The sequence below is a fragment of the Burkholderia sp. BE17 genome (assembly GCF_009362305.1).
Lineage (GTDB): Bacteria > Pseudomonadota > Gammaproteobacteria > Burkholderiales > Burkholderiaceae > Burkholderia > Burkholderia pyrrocinia_C.
On the sequence record NZ_WHNU01000020.1, the window covers coordinates 1 to 18,766 of the forward strand.

The following is an 18,766-nucleotide window of genomic DNA, read 5'->3' on the forward strand; positions in this document are numbered from 1 at the left end:
GGACGCTTGTATTTCTGGCCCGCTCGATCATGATGGCCGCGCGCTCTTCGGCACTCAAATGCTTGTATTTCGTCATCACAACACCCTACCTCATGACGGGTGTTGCACTTGAAACTAGAGTCTAAGCAGCAAGCAGAAGAAGCGCGGCTCGCCGAGCTGGACAGCATCATCACGACGATGCGTGAGCAGATCGCCGAATATGGCATCACACCCGAGCAGCTTTTCGGGCGGCGCCGTGCGGCCGCGACGAACACGCGGGCGCCGATCGCGCCGAAGTACCAAGACCCGAAGACCGGCGCGACCTGGAGCGGGCGTGGCAAGGCTCCCCAATGGATCGCGGGCGCGAAGAACCGCGATCGGTTCTTGATCGAACAATAAGCCCGAAAAACGGTTGAGCACGATGTCGACATCGTTACCCGATGGGAAATACTGGGCGACGTGTCGTGAGCGGACAATCTTTGCTGCCATGGCAAACGGGCATGGCGACGTATTTCCGCGCGCAGAGATGATCGTAAAAGATGGATGGGCTACGTTCACCCGTGACGGCGTCGAAGTGTGGAACTGCAGCGCGCGCTACGCTGCTGCGCACTTCGACGTTCAGTCCGCTTAGGAGGATCTGCCGATGAGCCAGCTTGTTCGGATTGCGCCGGGCGTCGTGTTCTCCGTCGATGTCCTTGGTGCCGAATGGGCGCGCAAGTATCGGCAGACCAACGCGCATGTGAGTTCGAGTGAGAATCCGGAACCCGGACACCAGTCGAGCCGAACTGCGCCGGAAAGCAACCCTGCGGCTCCCTCGAGCATGCCGGACCAGATGTCGTTGTTGTAGGGAGCGATTCAGGCCCGACAGAACTAACGTGTGGGGACGTCTGGCTGCGCACTGTCCGGGCACCTGAAACAACTTCCGTCAACAGAATCAAACTAGGCTTGAGATCAGGTGACACCCACACGTCGCCCGATGCCCGTGCCGCGCAATCGGGATGCCGTCATCCGTCATCGAAGCATCACCCTCCTCGATGACATTCGGTGAGACGCTGGGGTGCTGCGGACAAGAGACAAGGTCACCTTTGCGAGCTACAAAGCGACCATCGAAGCGCATCTTCGTTGACCCGGTTTCGACCTTGCCGCCGTGGTCAGTGGCATCCCCAACTCGAATCAGATTAATCACTCAGGTTCCTTAAGTTTTTGATCTCCAGAGGCGCTGCTCGCGCGTTATCCATCATCAACGCCATACCCAGAAATTGCTCAATGCCCCACCCCGTTATAAATTTCACTTCGACAATCCTGAATGAAACTCATATTCTCGATTGGGGCTTTGCAACTTGCATCATTACTTGATCGAAATCTGATCGGCTTTGATCCAACGAAGCAAATGTTTACCTGATGCGTTAACGTAGTCCACGTAGGCCCACCCCGTCGGAGACTGCTTCAGTACGGTTACGACATCATTCTGGACGAGATAGGCTCGACTTGCGGTCGCGTCGTCGGGAGCGGTAAATAGAGTCGCTTTAGCTACCGATACAGTGGCGGTCCGGCCTTCTGCGTTCGCTTCTTGCACCACTGGTTTAACAGCAGAGGCGCCGGAGTCTTTCGACAGTGCCGCTTCGATCAAACGCGCGTCGTTTGTTGCACCTTTCATGCGCAAAGCGGCTTCAATTTTTCGATAAGATTCCCGGTTACTCGACGATAACGGGTCACAACGAAGTAAATTGTCGGCACCAGAATCGTCGCGAATAATCCCGTCGGCTGGCTGCCCTGCCTCAATAGAACTTAAGACGTTGCTTGCCGACGGACGATCGCTCTTCAGCATTGTGGTAGTTTGCTCGTCTGTCCCCCATTGGGCGGGATGACCGGCTTTCCAGCCTTGTCCGCATATTTCACCCGTTTGATTTGAGGTAATGCAACCCGTGCGTACCTCGATAACTGGGCAAAATTCCCGACTCAGGACAGACTCCGGTTTCCCTTGCCCTTGCCATACTGTTCCGGTTTCCACTCGCCCGATGACAACATACTGGCCAGACGGCGAAATGTTAGCGGTATTCGGCGGCTCAACCTCTGTGCCTTCCGCGTTCTTTTCGCCTGAGCGCGGCAGCAGACCGAACGTCGTTCCGTCCGGCAACGTAAATACCGCACGCTTCCAAGATCGATTGGACAAAGGTGCCTTAGGGTTTGATGGGTTGCTGTAGATGATCGCGCCACCAGCCGGTAAAGAGAACCGAAATGTCGACGATGATGTCTTGGCAAGTACGGGTGTCACAGTGGCAAGTGAAACGACGGCAGCTGCCACGCCGATACAAATAGCATGCATGGAGGCGAAGCCGAGCCGAAGATGGGAAGCCCCAGGTTTCATAGATTTTAACGTTACCTTTCTCAAGACGGCAGTCCGAGAGCACTTACTAAATGTTGATATCGCGTTCCCGCGACCGACACACCATTGACCACCGCCATACTGCGCGTTGGCCCGTAGTCCTGCAGGATACTGGTTTCGTACGTAGCCCTGTTTGCCCCCCATTCTGCCGGATTGCGCGATGCTTGCGGATGGTTCTTGAAGAACCGATCCAAAGAAGCCTGCATACTTCCTGCCGTCGCACCAGGATAGTTGACGTCCTGGTCCAAGGCGGTAGCACGACCGAGGGGTGATTGCAAATAATCCTTGATCCGATATGGATAGCCGCTTGGAGACTTGTTGATCGCCTGATTGAGGCGATCAACAAAGTCCTTGATTTGCAGTTCTTGGTATAGCGGCGACGATACCGCGTGGGCCATCGATGCGACTGGCGGACACTTGATCACCTTGCCCATTGTATCTTTCGAACAATCGCGACGTAGCGCGCGATAGAGGTCGTCACCGATAAGCCGAACGCCATTCGTGAACGTCGGATGTGCGTAGCCTAATTCCGAACTGTCACCCGACCCATTCACAGTCCAGCCACAGTTGGCAAAGTACTGTTGGTACGCATCTGGCTGCGTATCTCGGAATGTCGCGATCTGAACAGCTAACTCCCCCTTGCTCGCCGAACCGCGAATGATCTTCTGCATCGCCCCAGCGCTAATGATCGCAATATCAATTGCTTGAACGGTATCCACACAACCTTCATTCTGAGCCATGGCGCGAAGAATCTTCTCTTCCACCTCGCCTAAGGTTCCTTTGGCACGCATTGTTGCTAGCGCTGGGCAATTGCCTAGCGAGATTTTTCCCGAATGCTGTGGCCCGTACCACGGATCAGTCTTGGTATGCATAAAGCGCGTTCCGGTAACGGTCATGCAGCAACCGCAATCGCACTCACCCCCACTCTGAACGAAATTCCCGATCAAGCCGATCGGATGGAAATGCCATGGCTTCGGGTCCTTAGAGGTGGCCTCACTCGTTCGGACAGTTTTCTGAGATTTCTAAGTGGAACGTCCGAGGCAATCATGCTGCCGATTTGATCGCAGGCAGCGTCGCGAAGTATGCCTCATCCGGCGTCCGATCCGCCAGGCTCGAATGGGGCCGTTTTCGGTTGTACAGCTCGATGTAGTCGCCGATGGAGCGCCGGGCATGGCTGACCGACTCGTAAGCTCGCAGGTAAATCTCTTCGTACTTGACGCTGCGCCACACGCGTTCGACGAACACGTTGTCGCGCCAGGCCCCTTTGCCGTCCATCGACAGCCGCACGCCTCGACCCAGTACGGCCTCGATGAACGCGCCCGCCGTGAACTGGCTGCCCTGATCGGTGTTCACGATGTCCGGCAGTCCGTAGCGGGCGAACGCTTCTTCCAGTGCCTCGACGGCATGCGTGGCTTTTTATTGAGATCGGCCACCCGGAAGACGTCACGGAAGTCTGTTCCGGGACCGTCCGCCAGGCTGACCTTCAACGGAAAGTTTTTCCAGCCTTTGACGGGCGCCGTCGTAGTCTTATTGACCAGACTGCTTTCGACCCAGAACGGATCACCGGTCGGCGTCTCGATCGGATCCTGCTTTGACGGCGGCTTCGCCTTGGACTTCTTCCCCTTGCCAGCAGGAGTAGCCGGCACCGGCTGCGCAGCAGGAATGGTGACGGTCTTCGGCTGCACCTTGACCCATCGTGATTTCGGATCACTGACCGGCACCAATTTCAAGTTCGCCTGCTCAAGCGTGTAGTCCGGATCCGGAATCTTCGTGACAAGCTTCGCGCCCATGAGGATTTCCAGGAACGGCTTATCCGAATCCGTATCCGGCAACTCCTTCGCGCGCGCCTGGCTCTTTGTGATGAACGCCGGCAATTCTGGCCCTGCAAATACTTCTAGATGTAGCAACGGTCGACTCGGCTGCGGGGGGCTAAGCTTTGCCTCTCTGTAGCGCTGATATTGACCGATATGGGCAATGACGTCGCCTGCATTCACGTGGAAGGGCTTCTTCAGCACGACCACCTGATCGAGCGGTCCTGGCTGGGGAATGGCCTCAAGTTCCGACTTGAATACGTAACCCCAGGGCATTTGCTTGTCAGGTGGCCGCCCCATAGTCGAACCAACCGGCGTACCCGCTATGATCTTTGTGACCTTAAAGGGCCGCGACGGCGGGTGGAGACTGCGGATCTCTAATCCACTCGGATTGAACTGAGCAGTTCTGGGGAATGACGCCATGAACAACCGACAGGGACACACATCATGAACACACCCTCCATTATTGCGATTCCCATCCTGCCGTTCGGCATGGTCCACTGCCACCTGATCATCGGTGATGAGGCCTGTGTTCTCGTGGACACGGGCACGCCGGGCTCAGAGGGCAAGATTGAGCGGGCTGGACTTGCCCCTGCATGACCGGTCACGCGGTCACGCTTAGGTTGGAGAATTTGCTTGCTGGCGAAACTCGCGTGGCGAGCGGTATTTCAAGGCGCTGTGCGGATGCGACTCGTTGTAGTGGTCGAACGCAATGGCCAGGTTCTGCAGCGCCGTTCTGGCGTCGGGCTTGGGCATCCACGAAACGTAATCACGCTTCATCGTTTTGACGAAGCTCTCGGCCATCCCATTGCTCTGCGGACTTCTGACGGGTGTCGTGACGGGCTTCAGGCCGATTGCCCGCGAGAACGTCAGCGTCTCGTCGGCAATGTAGCAGGAACCGTTGTCGCTCAGCCACTCGATTTCGCTGTCCGCCTTCAACGCACCGGCGAAACGGTTTTCGACCGCCTGAAGCATCACGTCGCGCACCATGTCGCCGGTGTAACCGCCGGTGCTTGCAGCCCAGCTCATGGCTTCACGGTCGCAGCAGTCCAGTGCGAAGACAACGCGCAAGGGGGCACCGTCATCGCAGCGGAATTCGAAACCGTCCGAGCACCAGCGCACGTTGCTTCTGTCCACCGATACCTTGCCATCGTGCCGACGCGTGGACGTAGCATGACGAGCTCGGCGCTCGAGCAGCAGGCCGTGGCGACGCATGACACGGTACACCCGTTTTGCATTGACGCGAGGTTGGCCCAGTGCGTCCCGGCTCCGCCTCAGCAGCGCCCATGCACGCTGGTAACCATATGTGGGCAGGTCGGCAACCAGCCCTTGAAGTTCGGTGACGAGCGGCATGTCATCCCTACCGGGCGTCTTGCGCCGGTCGCCCCATTCAGCGGGGCGATTCAATTTGACCGCGAGATTCGAGCGCGACACACCCAGGACTTCACATACCGTCTTCAACGGTCGTCCCCCGGCAGCAATGGTGAGCGCGCAATCAATTTTTTTGCCCGACCGTACTCCACGGCTTCACGGAGGATTTCCACTTCCATCGTTTTCTTTCCCAGCAACCGCTGGAGTTCGCGAATCTGCTTCATTGCTTCGGTCAGCTCCGATGCCGGAACCACCTGTTCGCCGGCACTGACCGCCGACAAGCTTCCGTCCTGATAGAGCTTGCGCCAAGCGAAGACCTGGTTGGCATTGACCTGATGGCGACGGGCAACGCCCGAAACCGTGGCGCCGGGCTCGAACGTCTCGCGCACTATCGCGAGTTTCTCTTCGACTGAACGCCGACGGCGCTGCTCCGGCTGGGTCAGAATTTCGACGGGTTCTACGTGGTGACTGGGCTTAAACATAGGCGGAAGACTACCTCATAATTTAAGCGTTACCTCGTGTCCGGTTTTCGCGGGGGCCGGCACAACCTCCACGATTCCCGGCGCAGTTCAACGACCGTGGCGTGCGATTGATTCGCGTATCGAAACGAAAATTCGTGCCACTGCATTTAGCCTCTACATCACAGCGGTACGCTAACGACATCAATTGAATCCGAGCGAGATTGATGAACGAGGCATTGTTACGTAATCGAGCGTAAGCACGAAGCGACTGTCATGTTCACGACATCATGCAACGCGAACAGATTGCGGACGTGCGAGATCCACCATGCGGTTCAGTACGCCCACGCGGATGGCGACTTCGGCCGCTTGCGAGTCGGTACGCCGTGCCCACAAGCGGTTACCGATAAGCGTCTTCAGGCGATACCTGACGTTCTCCGCAAACGAGCATCGAAGGTAGCCGCTACCCTTATTCCATTGGCGACGGCCGAGTCGGGCGATCGTATAGTTGCGCCACCTCAACCTCGACGTGTTTGTGGGCCGATGAGCGGTGCCTTCGCGCAGCGGAATCGAAGGCGTTGCGCCGCGCGTGGCAATTACAGCATGGCACGGCCCGGAGTCGCACCCCCCGTCGCCGACGACATCGAACTGCTCGATGTTCCACATCGTGACATTACCTCGATTGATCAGCCCCGGCGTTGTAGGCCGCCCAGTTCCTGACACTGTAGCGCGCTTTCGGCTCGCTCGTCTGGTTCCACTCCCTACGCATCTTCTCGGAAAAACGTAGTGACCCGATTTCCCCGCGTCCTTACCGAAACTACCCACCAGAGAGGTTTACATGATTAAGAGTAAAGGCGTCCCCGTGACAAGCCAGGCTGCGCAGGCCCAACTGGAGCAGACCAGAAACGAAGACAAACCGATTTCCGGGCGCGAGTACTGCAGCAATGCTGATTCGCAAGGAGCAATGCGCCCCCATCCGCAGCGTAGTTTCTTCTTCGAGGGTTTTAGCAAGCTGTTCCCTGGGGGAAATACGAACCCCGCTGCACAAGCTGCAACCGAGCGACATTTCTCCGCTAGCGCCACCCGGCAAAAACGAATGCAAAGCAGCATCGATTCATCCGCTCACTCGTTGTCATCTGCAACCGGAACGGGTCAGCAAATGAGTGATACCGAACGCGCTCACAAGCCCGATGCGTTAAATATCGAATGCACATGGGATTCCAAAGAGAATAATCTTAAAATTGAAAGCTCGGAATGTCGAAAGATTATTTTCGCAGTTCAAAAACGAAATAACGTTGTTGTGCAATCAAAAGAAAAGTCCGGAAAAGAATACGTAGCCGCCCTTGGCAGCGATGGATATATCATCAAAAGAAAGCAACACGGTATTCTTGGATTGGCTAACGAAAGATTTGCCGAGCACAATTTCACGAAAGCTCTAGCAAGCAAGTTAAATGCAGTACGCGATAGAGAAGAAGTGCTCTCGAAATACCCGAGTGCTGAAAAATATGGGCACTATGTTAATGCACTTAAAGATATCGCAGACTCCATTGACATACCCAAGAATGAGATGAATGATTTCTCGCAAAGATTGCTAGAAATGAACGAATTACACGGGGACATATTGAACAAATTTTCTAGCGCTAGCGACCTGGGAGATCTTCATGGATTAAAATTGAAAGTGGATTTAGCTTCGATGATAACCAAGATTGAAGGCGAGAAAAGATTTATTTCCAAATACATGAAGCTCGCCGACAAGGGCACATTTTTTAAATATGACTCAACGCTTTCGCGAGCTAGCGCAGCTTTGCTTAAGGATATCATAGATTCAATAAAAGACGACTCCACCCGCGAATTCGATCTTGCACGGAACTCACTCCTTAAAATGAGCACCAACGAGAGGATTATTTCAAAAATCAATGAAATTGATTTGCTCAAAACTGAGGCAGAAAATGGATATGAGGCGGCCAAGGATAAAATTGATGTGTTTTTAAAATCAAAAGATGAACGTCTACACCTTCAACGCGAAACGTCTCCGCTTAATGAATTTCCCGAGCAAACAGTCGGAAATGTTTTTTTGGCGGTGCGCTCCCTGATAGATATAACCACCTTGCTCGAGAGTGATCAAGGCTTGGGCTACCAAGCTCTTGCGCGTCTAAATGGATCGGCCGCAAATCAGAAGCTCGAAAGATTAAATACCCTAACGACGCGCGTACAAGATTCAAGCCTTTCTGGAAAGCGGCTAGACGAATTTAAGGGTGAGCTACTCGAAGACATAAATTCGTGCATTAGATTTTTCAAAGAAAAATCAATGATATCTAGCGGATATAGAACGCAAACATTAGAAGCCCTTTCTGATTGGATAAGAAATTTTAAATATGGTCAAGCGTAAAAATAGTTGTTGCGCTCTGGGGCAGCCCTCTGAAGCATCGGACACAGCCTCCCGCTTAAACTAACGGGTAGGCATAAGACTGTGTTTTTGACTAACACCAGGCAGGAAGTGATGGACGTGTTGACGGGCCCGGAGCGTCGGCGGCGCCGGACGGCGGAGCAGAAGCTGACGATGGTGCGCGAGAGTTTCGAGCCGGGGAAGTCGGTTTCATTGGTGGCCCGCCAGCACGGGCGTGAACCCGAACCAATTGTTCCACTGGCGCAAGCTATACCAGGACGGGAGCCTGTCGGCGGTCAAGGCTGGCGAAGAAGTCGTTCCGGCATCGGAATTAGCTGACGCGCTCAAGCAGATTCGCGAACTGCAACGAATGCTCGGCGAGAAGACGATGGAGCACGAGATTCTCCGCGATGCAGTCGATCGAGTTCCGGTGCGACAACGGAGAGCCGCTGCGCGTGACGTTCGCGCTGGACTGCTGCGACCGCGAGGCGATGAGCTGGGCAGCTACGACAGCAGGCCACAGCGGCGACATCGTGCGCGATGTCATGCTGGCGGCGGTGGCAAATCGCTTCGGCAATGCGTTGCATGCGCCATCTGGAATCGAGTGGTTGAGCGACAACGGCTCGGGCTACACGGCTGATGATACGCGCCGGTTTGCGGCGAAAACCGGCCTGAAACCATTGATCACGCCGGTGTGCAGCCTGCAAAGTAACGGCATGGCGTAGATTCTCGATTTTTTCCGAGAAGATGCGTGGGGAGTGGGACCAGACGAGCGCGCCGAAAGCGCGCTACAGCGTCAGGAACTGGGCGGCCTACAACACCGGGGCTGATCAATCGAGGTAATGTCATGATGTGGAACATCGAGCAGTTCGATGTCGTCGGCGACGGAGTTTGCGACTCCAGGCCGTGCCATGCTGCAATTGCCACGCGCGGCGCAACGCCCTCGATTCCGCCGCGCGAAGGCACCGCTCATCGACCCGCGAACACGTCGGGGTTGAGGGTGACGCAACGATACGATCGACCGACCCAGCCGTCGCCAATGGAATAAGCGTAGCGGCTACTCTCTCAATCAATGGGATGCGCTCATTCTGTACTGCGAAGACGGTCGCGTCGAGATCAGCAACGCCCTTGCTTAGAACGTCCCGCGCTGCGTCAGTCTCGGGAGAAAAAATTTCTTGTTTGCAGGTTCCGACAGTGGAGGTGAGAGAGCCGCCGCGATGTACCTCCCGGTCGGCTCGTGCAAGCTGAATGATATCAACCCTCACGCATACGCGAGTTCGATGCGCGAGTAGAAGCCACAGTCGCCCGCGATTTCGCCCGAGCGAAAGGCGCGAATCGTGTCCATGCCGCGCAGGTACAACTGCTCAAAGCCGAAGAGTGTGAAGCTCGTGTATTGCCCGCCCAGCGGGCCACGGCAAACCAGCAATGCCGGGAGGGGCCGTTACTCTTCGAATGGTGTAGCTCACGGGGTAAGGTCATCTTCTGATGGTGTACTCGGAGAGGCAGAATCGTGGCTGCTTGCGTCCGGTATCTGTATTTTCTGAAAATCGGCTGTAATCAGATGACGCGGCACTTTCAACTCTGGGCGAAACATGCCATTCATGACCTTGTTCAAGTCAAATTCACTTTCTGCCCCAAGAATCATTGTCTGCGCCTTGTCGCTCATCCCACGTATCGCATGAATCAACGAGAGACCAACCCCCGGAATCATGTGACGTCCTGAAAACACGTATTTCGATCTATTGTACGTGTAAACATTAGATTGTGCTTTTTCATAGTCTTTTTCGTCAAGATTTGGCAAATGCTCGCGCATTGTATTCTTCCTTGGTTTATACATGTCGTTCATGCTAAGCCATGCGTGGGAAAACTGCGGTTGGTCGAGATTGAATCGCATCAGCGTCGACCCAAAGGTACTAGCCTGTTTTTTTGCAATGTCACCACACTCTAGCGAGAAAAATACATAATCGTCGTTGCGCGCCCATTTGATGTCACTCATCGTGGAATTGGCGTCACTGAACCCTATGTCTTTTTTGCCAATGAGTTTTTGCCTGGAGTACAACGAGGCGACACTCGCCTCAAGATTAACAGGGTCCGCTGTCGTAAAATGGGATGCGTAGAATTTTTGTTCGGTGAAGTTTCTCAAAAACCTCCCCTCCATTTCATTTAGCGGTCTTTCTGTGAGTAGTTCGTTGCGCAGGCGTGAAATATTTTCCGCTGACAAGCGGTCGATCGAGTCAACCTGAGAGATCCACTTATTATCAGTGCGCGACATATGCCAAAGCTGATCTGTCGTGGCGAGATGTTTGGTCCACAAATGCCCTGGCGGCACGAGACTCATGTCGTCGTCTGCGAGTTTATGTTTAAGGAGACGACTGTCTCTTTTCGACAGCCTTTCACGTTCAAGCAAGCCTACCTTGGCTCTCAATACAGGCGAGGTCAGCTTCTCTGCGGGAATAATCTTAGTTTCTTTTTCCACTGTTGGCTTGAGCATGTGTTTTTGTGCATTTATTGATAAGCCCTTTCTGAGCGCTGAAAGTACCACAAGGCCAGCGCGCTGCTCATCCTTCGCGAGCCCCGTAAGACCGTCCAAAGGACCGACATGGGAAGTCGGCATCGGAATTGATTGCCCATTATTATCGAGAATTTCCGAATTACTTTCCGGCTGCGACTCGTAGTCGTTATTGGTCAATCCGATTTCATGTGATGAAATTTTCATTTGCATTTTCCTGAATAGTTCGTAAATTACAATACGTATTCGTAGCCCGTTCTCGGTTCATTGCGAGGACCGCCTGGTGGATCGGTGCATCGAGATCGTCCGTGGACCGGAACGTCCCGTTCGCCAGGTGGTGCCGTTTGAATCATGAGGGATCAAGAAGTCGCTGAACACGCGCTTTACGAATAGTCGTATTCCAATGCGAACCAGAAGGGCGGATAGCGGGCGCTGCTGCTGTTGAGGTCCGAAGATTCTGCTAGCGGTGATCATATAATCGGCTAGCGAAAAGCTAACGTAGTCGTCGATATGAATGGATTTTTTGTTCATCGCCTTCATCGATCGCGCCGTGGCGATTCAGACACTTATCCGTATACGGTCAATGAAGGACGACGGTGTGAGCTGTGGCGTGAGGTGGGAGACTAAATGGAGTTAAGTGGGCATATTCCAGGGCAGCGGCGCGGTGTAGTCGCCTGCGGTTTGCGCGAGCGGAAGGCGCTGGAACAGCCAGGTGAGGTAGCGGTACGGGTCGATGTCGTTGGCTTTGCAGGGTTCGACCAGCGAGTAGAGATTCGCGCTGGCGTGTGCGCCGGCGACGGTGTCGGCGAACAGCCGGACGACGAACGGCCTAATCGCGTTTTCACAGAGGTTGTTGGAGATGGCCGATCGCCGTTCTCGACGTAATGAACCACTGCCCGTTCCGATCCTGCAGGGCCTTGCTGAGCATGCTGCCCGGTACGACGGCTGGCCGATGCTCGATCAGCACCTCCTCGATGACGGCAAGCACGCGTGCGCTATAGCTGCGGCGTAACCGCTACCGACGATCGGCTTCCCACTTCGCGCTGCGCGCCTCGTCAGCGAACAGTTTGCCGATCAGATGGGTGATGCGCGTCACCACCAGGTTCGGTGTGCGGGCCGCCTTCGGCACCGTGTCCTTGGCCTTGACGAACGCGCGTCGCGCGTGCGTCCGGCAACCGAGATGGACGCGCTTGTGGTCGTGCGCGATGCCGCTGTACACGTTGTCGCTCAACCACTCGATTCCAGATGGCGCATGCAACGCATTGCCGAAGCGATTTGCCACCGCCGCCAGCATGACATCACGCACGATGTCGCCGCTGTGGCCTGCTGTCGTAGCTGCCCAGCTCATCGCCTCGCGGTCGCAGCAGTCCAGCGCGAACGTCACGCGCAGCGGCTCTCCGTTGTCGCACCGGAACTCGATCGACTGCATCGCGGAGAATCTCGTGCTCCATCGTCTTCTCGCCGAGCATTCGTTGCAGTTCGCGAATCTGCTTGAGCGCGTCAGCTAATTCCGATGCCGGAACGACTTCTTCGCCAGCCTTGACCGCCGACAGGCTCCCGTCCTGGTATAGCTTGCGCCAGTGGAACAATTGGTTCGGGTTCACGCCCGTGCTGGCGGGCCACCAATGAAACCGACTTCCCCGGCTCGAAACTCTCGCGCACCATCGTCAGCTTCTGCTCCGCCGTCCGGGCCGATTCAGCCCATCCCGAAGAGCCAGAATTTTCCAATTAAGACCGAGACGGAAGTTGAGCCAGCCTCACGGGCACCAGTTGCTTGATCAGTTCTGGGTCCAGGTTCAAACGTCGCCCCGGTTCAATCGTCACTTATTCCTTGCGTTTGCTTGGCATAAAAGTGGCTCCTTGGTCGCCAGTTTATGCCTCGCACACAAAAGACCGGATAGGCTCGATCATACCGACGTTTTTCGGGGGGACTATCCTCTCCGAACGAGCCGAGTCGGGAGTTCCCCTAGTGTTCTTGCCAGCTCAACCCGCAGTGCCTCGATATATCTGCCGCTCAAGAATCTGCACTCGGCCCTCAGCATTCCATACAGAATGAAATCCGTTCCATCGTTCGCGGCCGCACGCATCACACCCTCCCGCACAAATCCGAGATGTTCGTCCAACCGCTGCGCGTCGTGATTGTCGGTTCGTACTAGGCCCGTCACTCGATTGCAGCGCAATACCTTGAATGGATAGGTAAACACCGCACAGATGAATGCCGGCGTAATCAGATGGCGCGATCCGTCGAGCGCGAAGTGCATCAGCACATTGGGACCGTTGTGACCTTGAAATACAACTCCCGCCACAATGCAACCATCCTTCACCAGGCCAATCGTCGCGTAGTCGTCGTAGTGACTTTCTCCAGTCCTGTCAGCGACGAAATGCATGACTTCGTCGCTGCGATCAAGCAGCACTCGGCGCATTGTGAGTCCCTCCGGCTTGCCTCGTCATTTCGGCAACGGGATGCCGAATTGATTGAGAGTGGGATTGACGTTCTCGGCGAATGCTTTCTGATTCTGCGCCTTCTTCACTGCTTCCACGATCGCAATTATGACGCCCGCGATGCCGGCAATCGCGGCGCCGACCGCGAGCACTGGAGCAGCCGCAGCCATCCCTCCCGCCACAGCGCCCAGCACGCCTTCAGCCGCGCCGGCGCCGGCCTCTGCGCCGACTACCGCGCCTTCGGCTCCGGCCACTGCACCTTCCACGCCTTCCGCTCCGGTCACTGCGCCTTCGAAACCTTCCGTAACGCCCGCTACCGCCCCCTCCGCCCCGTCGACCACGCTTGTTGCCGCGTCTCCCATACCCTCGACGGTACCTTCCACTGCGCTGTCCGTCGCAGCTTCCGCACCATCGGTGATACCCTCTGTAACGTCCGTTGCCTCGGCGCCCCCCTCATTCCCCAACTTGCCCTGTCTCTTTGCGACCTTCTCTGCGTTGTCGAGTGAGTCTTCCACCTGGTTTGCGACTTGACGAGCGGAGACCTGGTTCGTGCTGTTCGCACCACCCCTGTCGCCCTCCCCGCCAAGTTCTTCCGCGACGCCGCCCGCCTGCGCGAACGTCGCGTGGAGATTCTGCATCTCCGGCGACACCGTCTGGTGCAAATAGGCGTTCGTCTCGGGATCATTTGCCAGCGTCGAAATGTCCTGCTTCAGTGCAGACACCGTTGCAGTGACATCGCGCAGTTTGTCCGCGCCACCCGCTTGCACGTCGACCAGCGTCTCCATCAGTTTGACCATCACCGCAGCTTTCTGCTGCGATGAATAGTTCTGCGGATTGGCGAAGATGTCCTGATTGAGATTGCTGATGTCGGTGCCGGCGGTAATGTTCTCGAGGCTCGCTTTCTCCAGGAATGCGTGTTCGCTCGCATTGCTGGTCGGCGCATCCGTAGTGATGAAGTGATGCAGGTTATTGGCCGAACATATGTTGTCGGTCTTTGTGGTCGCCTTGTCGTCGCCGGCACGATCAAGGTCATCGAATGCTCCGGTCGTCGACCACGCTTTCGCTGCGCTTCTCAGCGCCGAACTGAAACCTTCATTATTCTTCAGGTCAGCGACTTGCTGCTTCGTCGTCAGGCCGCCTCCGTTGTTCTTGCCGCCGGTGGAATAGCTGTTGTTCTTTCCTGCCGACTGATGTCCCGCCGATTCGCCGACAATCGGCTCGTAGGCTTCCATCAATGCGGCCGAACGAACCGTATTGAGCGCAGCCTCACCGGCGTCCGGATGATCCTTCTGATATGACTTCACGTCATCGTCCGCTTGAGCGAGATTCGCCTCGAGGTCGTTCCGCAGACCTCCAACCTTGTCCCGGTCGATACTGCCATCCGCCTTCAGCGCGCCGGTGTTCTGCATGGCGGTCTTCAGCGAGGGGTTTTCGTTGACGAACTGCATCGCAGCTGCGGTCTGCGCCGCAGATGGCTGCCGCTCTCCAGCCAAAATTTGCAATGCGGCCAGTGGCCGCTCGAGCGACACGCCTTGACCCAGCGCGGCGAGATCGGACCACCGGCCCCGGTCCGCCTGATCGTACATCTGGGTGTAGTCGTCGAGTGGAGCATATTTCGCCGAACTGGAATCGACGCCCCGTCGCTGCGCCGTCGCAACACCACCCTGCAACTGACGCGCCATCAGTTGATGAAGTTGTGCTTCGACGCTCTGCAGCGCCGCAGCTGCCGGACCAGGCACGTTTTCCCAGCCTGTCAGATCGACGGATTGCCTGCTCGTCAAAGTAGTCGATGAGATTGTCATGAAATGTAGGTATCCTTATATATTGATGCAAGTTCGCACCAGAATGGAGATCGTCCACTGGTGCGCGCTTCGCATCCCGGCTTACTACGGTCCCGTGCGCGGGTCTGGGTCGAGCACGCCACGCGATCTCATGGAGCGCAGACCGAGACGCCGGCGCGCCACATGCCGAGCTGAAATGAGGCTCGTGACGGCGACTTACCTGCGTCGTCGCAAGGTAAGGCACCGGCGAACCCCGGTGCTACACGCGGGCGTTCGCCCACACCTTACTTCACCGAATACCGTCGGGTTATGCGTCGTCGTCGGAGTCCGATTCCACCGAGCCAGGAGCCACCGTGCCAGGAGCCGCCTGCGTGCTGGCAGCCATTTTCGCTTCTGCCGCCTCCGCGGTGACACGATACATCTCATCGATCGCACCCTTCCAGCCAGCGTCCTTCAAGTCATCCGGCTTCGCGCCAGCTTCCGTTTTCACATCGACACCCACGTTCGGGCTGGCAGACGCGGACGCGCTAGTACCCGCTTGCGCTTGAGCAACCGCAGAAGCAATGTCGGTTGCCGTGGCAATTATCGGAGTGCCAGACGCGAGCGCCATAGTTGCCGGTTTCGCGTCGCCAGCCGCGGATGCATCGAGCCCACCCTGCGCTGCCCATTGGAAGTTGGAAACCCCCGAAATTCCGTCGGCACCCGGAGCGTCATGCGTTTCGATTTTCTTGAAAGTATCCGGGTTGTCTAGCATGAACTTTGCGGCCATCGACACGTCCTCAGGCGTTCCCGAAGGCGGATTCATCGCGAGTTGGTACAGCTTATCCGGATCGACCGTGCTGACCCCGTTCTGGCTCATGTAACTGGCGAGCGCGCCCGCAGCCGACTGCGCAGTCATCTGCTCACGGGCGCCGCCGGCACCGCCCTCTCTCTTCTGCAACTGCTGCGCGACAAGCGCACCGATCTGCCGATCCAAATCGGCGAGTTGGGATTGCGCATTCGCACCGTCCGACTGCCCGCCCATTTCGATAACCACGCAATTGCGATTTACCATACCTACGCTCATTTCCGCCTCCGTCAAAGTCAATGCATCTATCGTTCAACTACCCCAACTGCGATGCCGCTCGTGCGACTGAGACCAATATTAGTCAGGCTGCGGCGTTGACGAACCCGTCAACCCGAAACGCATCATCGAAACACGAATGGAATCCAGATCATCCGCCTCATGTATCGAAGGCGGCGTGAACGCAATCCGACCGGAAGCGCAATCGCATACCAGTTACAGCGCAAGGTCGCGATGCGGCACGCGTCGTGCGGCTTCGATCACATCTTCATGTGAGAAGGTCATCCACGAAGGCGGCCGCAACGCATCACATGAATAGGTCAAATCGCGTCCTGCGAGAACGAGTATCAGTTTTCGCACGCGAACCGTCTTCAGCGACGAAGAAGGCGGAGATCGAAGGCGAGACCGAATCAGGATACAAAGTCGACCGCTTGTCAAGCGATGCTCACCCGCCAGGTCCGAAGAAGCCGGTAGCAACGCGTGTGGTCGGCGCGAAGATGCCTTGAGAGACGTGGCACATTCGACCCTCGGCGCTCCGGAAAGCGGCAGACGCGATAGTCTGCCAATGGAAAGCAATGCAAGCGACATTATCGTGCCAAAAACAACCGGTCGCGCGTTGCATCGGCAATCAATTGAATCAAACTCGCACGTATTGTGCCCACGTCGGGCAGCAAATATGAACTACAGTCTCGGTGCCTACAATATTCCGCCACCTCGACTGTCCGCCTCCCTCTTCTTCCACATCGCGCCGACTCGATACGGCTACGGAGCGCGGGGCTCACGTGTCCGGGTCGATGATCCGCGGCGACAACAGAAACACACGCTCCTTGTGATTTTGCGAGTCGTTGCTGTATCGGAACAGTGCGCCAAGCAACGGAATCCTTGACAGCCAGGGCACGCCACTCACACCGTTCACGCGCTTGTCCGTACTGTAACCTGCGATCAGCAGGCTTTGACCCTGACCGACGAATGCCTGCGTGTTGATTTCGCTGCTCGTGATAACTGGGAGACTATCGACCTGGTCGCCCGTCAGCTGCCCGTCCGTCACGTGAACATTCATCTTGATCCGGGTGCCGCGACCGTCTTGCACGATCATCGGGAGAACGCGCAGCGAAGTGCCGGTCGACACGCTGTAAAGTTCCGCCGACGCATAACCCGACACCCTGACGAAGAAGCGCGTCGTGTTGTCCATCACGGCCTCCGAGTTGTCGAGCGTCGCGACAAGCGGCGAAGAGTCGATCTTCACCTTCGATGTCGACTGCAGCGCGTTCACGCGCGCCATCAAGAAGCGAGCCGCGTCCCCGACGACTGCCGTGACCGACGCGCCGGCAGGCGTTGCATTGACAATCGCGTTGCCTGCGAGCGCCGTCGTGCCGAAGAACGGATTGACCTGGCCATCCGAATAACTGTTTTGCACCGTCGTGCCCGCGCCCGTCTGAACATCGCCGTGACTGTTATGCGCGCGCCAGTCGACACCAATTTGTCGAAGCAAGTCGTCGTCGATCTCCATGATGTGCGCCTGGATTTCTATGAGCTTGGGTTGAATGTCGAGTTGTCGGATAAGCGGCGCGTACTGTGCGAGGCGATCGGGCATATCACGGATCAACACCGAGTTGGTCATCGGATCGGGCTGGATGATCGGCAACTCGTCATTCCCCGCGGACGGGCCCCCGGTCTGGGATGGGCCGCCAGCTGCGGCGGCTCGCGCCCCCCCGCTTGCACCGCCATTCTGTGCCCCTTTGGTGAACAGGTCGCCCCCCGTCATGCTCGGCGGTAATGGCGGCATCAGCCGATTGTCCCCGGATGCTCCGCCTGAAACGTCGTTCATCGACTGCACACGCTGCACGCCCGGTGCTGCGCTTGGCTGACTGGCTCCCGCCTCCCCCCCCACTCGGTACAAGTTCGCCAGCACAGACGCGATCCCGGGCACGGTCACCGGATTTCCATCGATCTGCACGGTGTGATCTGCCGCCCACGCATGCTTCAGCTTGAAGATACGGATCGTCGACCCGTTCCGACGTCCGGAACGCGTGTCGAGCCGCTGCGCGATATCGATTATCGTCTGAACATATTGCAATGGACCACTAACGATCATGGTCCCCGATTCCTCGTCGAAGTAGATCGGAAATCGCTTGTCGTCCATGCCGATCTGGCGCAGCGCGGAGCGCAAGTCGCTGATCGAAGCGTGATCGAGCGGCAAGACTTGCCGCGTCATATCGTTCGCATTTGTTATCGACAAGATATTGCCGTCGTAGAACCACACAAATCCGAAAGTCGCCGCGAGCGTATCGAGGAAACGCTGCGGCGACAGATCAAATCGGCCCGTGACGGTACCCTGAACGTTACCGGCAATTGACGTCGCGACGCCTTGACTCGCGGCGAAATCTCTCAGCACGTCCTTCAGATCCTTTCCTGCCAGCGCGACGTGCACTATCGTGCCCCTCCAGCGTACAGGCATCGCGTTCGCGGCATTGATTCCTGTAGTGCCAAGTATCGCGGCACACCATGCCGCGCATAACAATGCTTTCGCTTTCATCGTCTTTTTTGGAGTTTAGGTTGGGAGACAGTAGCCAGCCGAGA

Annotated in this window: 16 protein-coding genes and 8 pseudogenes; 9 read left to right on the forward strand and 15 right to left on the reverse strand. The window is 56.7% G+C overall.

Translation table 11 applies throughout. The annotated features are described in order from the left end of the window. The first annotated feature begins 102 nt into the window (after window positions 1-102). Genes GD429_RS18265 through GD429_RS18275 form a run of 3 tightly spaced genes read left to right on the forward strand, consistent with a single transcriptional unit; the run spans window position 103 to window position 826 of the window. Window positions 103-378 carry an H-NS histone family protein gene (locus tag GD429_RS18265; RefSeq protein ID WP_152858670.1) on the forward strand — a complete coding sequence of 92 codons (276 nt, stop codon included), beginning with the start codon at window positions 103-105 and terminating at the stop codon, window positions 376-378. Between the two features lie 22 nt (window positions 379-400). Next, window positions 401-610, forward strand: a complete 210-nt coding sequence (locus tag GD429_RS41115; protein WP_152858915.1) for a hypothetical protein — start codon at window positions 401-403, stop codon at window positions 608-610. 12 nt (window positions 611-622) lie between these two features. Then, entirely contained in the window at window positions 623-826 is a 204-nt protein-coding gene (locus GD429_RS18275; protein WP_111020960.1) for a hypothetical protein, read from the forward strand. Between the two features lie 87 nt (window positions 827-913). Here GD429_RS18275 and GD429_RS18280 read toward each other — a convergent pair whose 3' ends face one another. The 5 genes and pseudogenes from GD429_RS18280 to GD429_RS18305 all read right to left on the reverse strand — a co-directional run bounded on the left by GD429_RS18280 (window position 914) and on the right by GD429_RS18305 (window position 4,452). Next, window positions 914-1,165, reverse strand: a complete 252-nt coding sequence (locus tag GD429_RS18280) for a PAAR domain-containing protein (protein WP_111020959.1) — start codon at window positions 1,163-1,165, stop codon at window positions 914-916. A 162-nt stretch (window positions 1,166-1,327) separates the two neighbouring features. Continuing rightward, window positions 1,328-2,347: a hypothetical protein gene (locus GD429_RS18285; protein WP_152858673.1), complete on the reverse strand. Its 1,020-nt coding sequence runs from the start codon at window positions 2,345-2,347 to the stop codon at window positions 1,328-1,330. A 20-nt stretch (window positions 2,348-2,367) separates the two neighbouring features. Continuing rightward, on the reverse strand, window positions 2,368-3,237 hold the full coding sequence (locus GD429_RS18290) for a calcium-binding protein (protein WP_152858676.1): 870 nt from the start codon (window positions 3,235-3,237) through the stop codon (window positions 2,368-2,370). A gap of 172 nt (window positions 3,238-3,409) precedes the next feature. Further along, a pseudogene (locus GD429_RS18300) lies at window positions 3,410-3,781 on the reverse strand (transposase); the annotation flags it as partial. Then, window positions 3,715-4,452: a hypothetical protein gene (locus GD429_RS18305; protein WP_193727132.1), complete on the reverse strand. Its 738-nt coding sequence runs from the start codon at window positions 4,450-4,452 to the stop codon at window positions 3,715-3,717. The pseudogene GD429_RS18300 and the gene GD429_RS18305, both read right to left, overlap by 67 nt. A 171-nt stretch (window positions 4,453-4,623) precedes the next feature. Between GD429_RS18305 and GD429_RS18310 the strand changes: the two genes are divergently transcribed. Further along, window positions 4,624-4,776 carry an MBL fold metallo-hydrolase gene (locus GD429_RS18310; RefSeq protein WP_321574695.1) on the forward strand — a complete coding sequence of 51 codons (153 nt, stop codon included), beginning with the start codon at window positions 4,624-4,626 and terminating at the stop codon, window positions 4,774-4,776. Window positions 4,777-4,794: 18 nt separating this feature from the next. Here the strand turns inward: GD429_RS18310 and GD429_RS18315 are convergent. Continuing rightward, a protein-coding gene (locus GD429_RS18315; RefSeq protein ID WP_152858685.1) for an IS3 family transposase occupies window positions 4,795-6,029 on the reverse strand; the annotation gives its coding sequence in 2 pieces (ribosomal slippage) (window positions 4,795-5,675 and window positions 5,675-6,029; 1,236 coding nt in all). Window positions 6,030-6,293: 264 nt separating this feature from the next. Then, window positions 6,294-6,659, reverse strand: a pseudogene (locus GD429_RS18320) (IS5/IS1182 family transposase); the annotation flags it as partial. 184 nt (window positions 6,660-6,843) lie between these two features. On the opposite strand from GD429_RS18320, the gene GD429_RS18325 reads away from it, so the two are divergent. From GD429_RS18325 to GD429_RS41125, 5 genes and pseudogenes are all read left to right on the forward strand, one after another. After that, window positions 6,844-8,394 (forward strand): hypothetical protein, encoded by a 1,551-nt coding sequence (locus tag GD429_RS18325; RefSeq protein ID WP_152858688.1) that lies wholly within the window; start codon window positions 6,844-6,846, stop codon window positions 8,392-8,394. A gap of 111 nt (window positions 8,395-8,505) precedes the next feature. Then, window positions 8,506-9,113 (forward strand): annotated as a pseudogene (locus GD429_RS18330) (transposase); the annotation flags it as partial. A gap of 25 nt (window positions 9,114-9,138) precedes the next feature. Beyond that, a pseudogene (locus GD429_RS42065) lies at window positions 9,139-9,247 on the forward strand (IS5/IS1182 family transposase); the annotation flags it as partial. A 6-nt stretch (window positions 9,248-9,253) separates the two neighbouring features. After that, a pseudogene (locus tag GD429_RS41120) lies at window positions 9,254-9,452 on the forward strand (IS5/IS1182 family transposase); the annotation flags it as partial. Further along, window positions 9,438-9,662 (forward strand): annotated as a pseudogene (locus GD429_RS41125) (IS66 family transposase); the annotation flags it as partial. The pseudogenes GD429_RS41120 and GD429_RS41125, both read left to right, overlap by 15 nt. Here GD429_RS41125 and GD429_RS42070 read toward each other — a convergent pair. The 8 genes and pseudogenes from GD429_RS42070 to sctC all read right to left on the reverse strand — a co-directional run bounded on the left by GD429_RS42070 (window position 9,653) and on the right by sctC (window position 18,722). Further along, on the reverse strand, window positions 9,653-9,736 hold the full coding sequence (locus GD429_RS42070) for a hypothetical protein (protein ID WP_415748943.1): 84 nt from the start codon (window positions 9,734-9,736) through the stop codon (window positions 9,653-9,655). The pseudogene GD429_RS41125 and the gene GD429_RS42070 sit on opposite strands and share 10 nt — an antisense overlap. Window positions 9,737-9,853: 117 nt before the next feature. Then, window positions 9,854-11,107, reverse strand: a complete 1,254-nt coding sequence (locus GD429_RS18340; protein WP_193727134.1) for a T3SS effector OspC family protein — start codon at window positions 11,105-11,107, stop codon at window positions 9,854-9,856. 426 nt (window positions 11,108-11,533) lie between these two features. After that, complete coding sequence (locus GD429_RS42075) at window positions 11,534-11,854, reverse strand: transposase domain-containing protein (protein ID WP_415748944.1); 321 nt, start codon at window positions 11,852-11,854, stop codon at window positions 11,534-11,536. Between the two features lie 61 nt (window positions 11,855-11,915). Beyond that, window positions 11,916-12,565: pseudogene (locus GD429_RS40510) on the reverse strand (transposase). Between the two features lie 266 nt (window positions 12,566-12,831). Next, window positions 12,832-13,323, reverse strand: a complete 492-nt coding sequence (locus tag GD429_RS18350; protein ID WP_152858693.1) for a GNAT family N-acetyltransferase — start codon at window positions 13,321-13,323, stop codon at window positions 12,832-12,834. A gap of 24 nt (window positions 13,324-13,347) precedes the next feature. After that, window positions 13,348-15,144 carry a type III effector HrpK domain-containing protein gene (locus GD429_RS18355; RefSeq protein ID WP_152858696.1) on the reverse strand — a complete coding sequence of 599 codons (1,797 nt, stop codon included), beginning with the start codon at window positions 15,142-15,144 and terminating at the stop codon, window positions 13,348-13,350. A gap of 615 nt (window positions 15,145-15,759) precedes the next feature. Beyond that, window positions 15,760-16,177, reverse strand: a pseudogene (locus tag GD429_RS41855) (hypothetical protein); the annotation flags it as partial. Between the two features lie 787 nt (window positions 16,178-16,964). Next, window positions 16,965-18,722, reverse strand: a complete 1,758-nt coding sequence (gene sctC, locus GD429_RS18370) for a type III secretion system outer membrane ring subunit SctC (RefSeq protein ID WP_152858699.1) — start codon at window positions 18,720-18,722, stop codon at window positions 16,965-16,967. Between the last annotated feature and the right edge of the window lie 44 nt (window positions 18,723-18,766).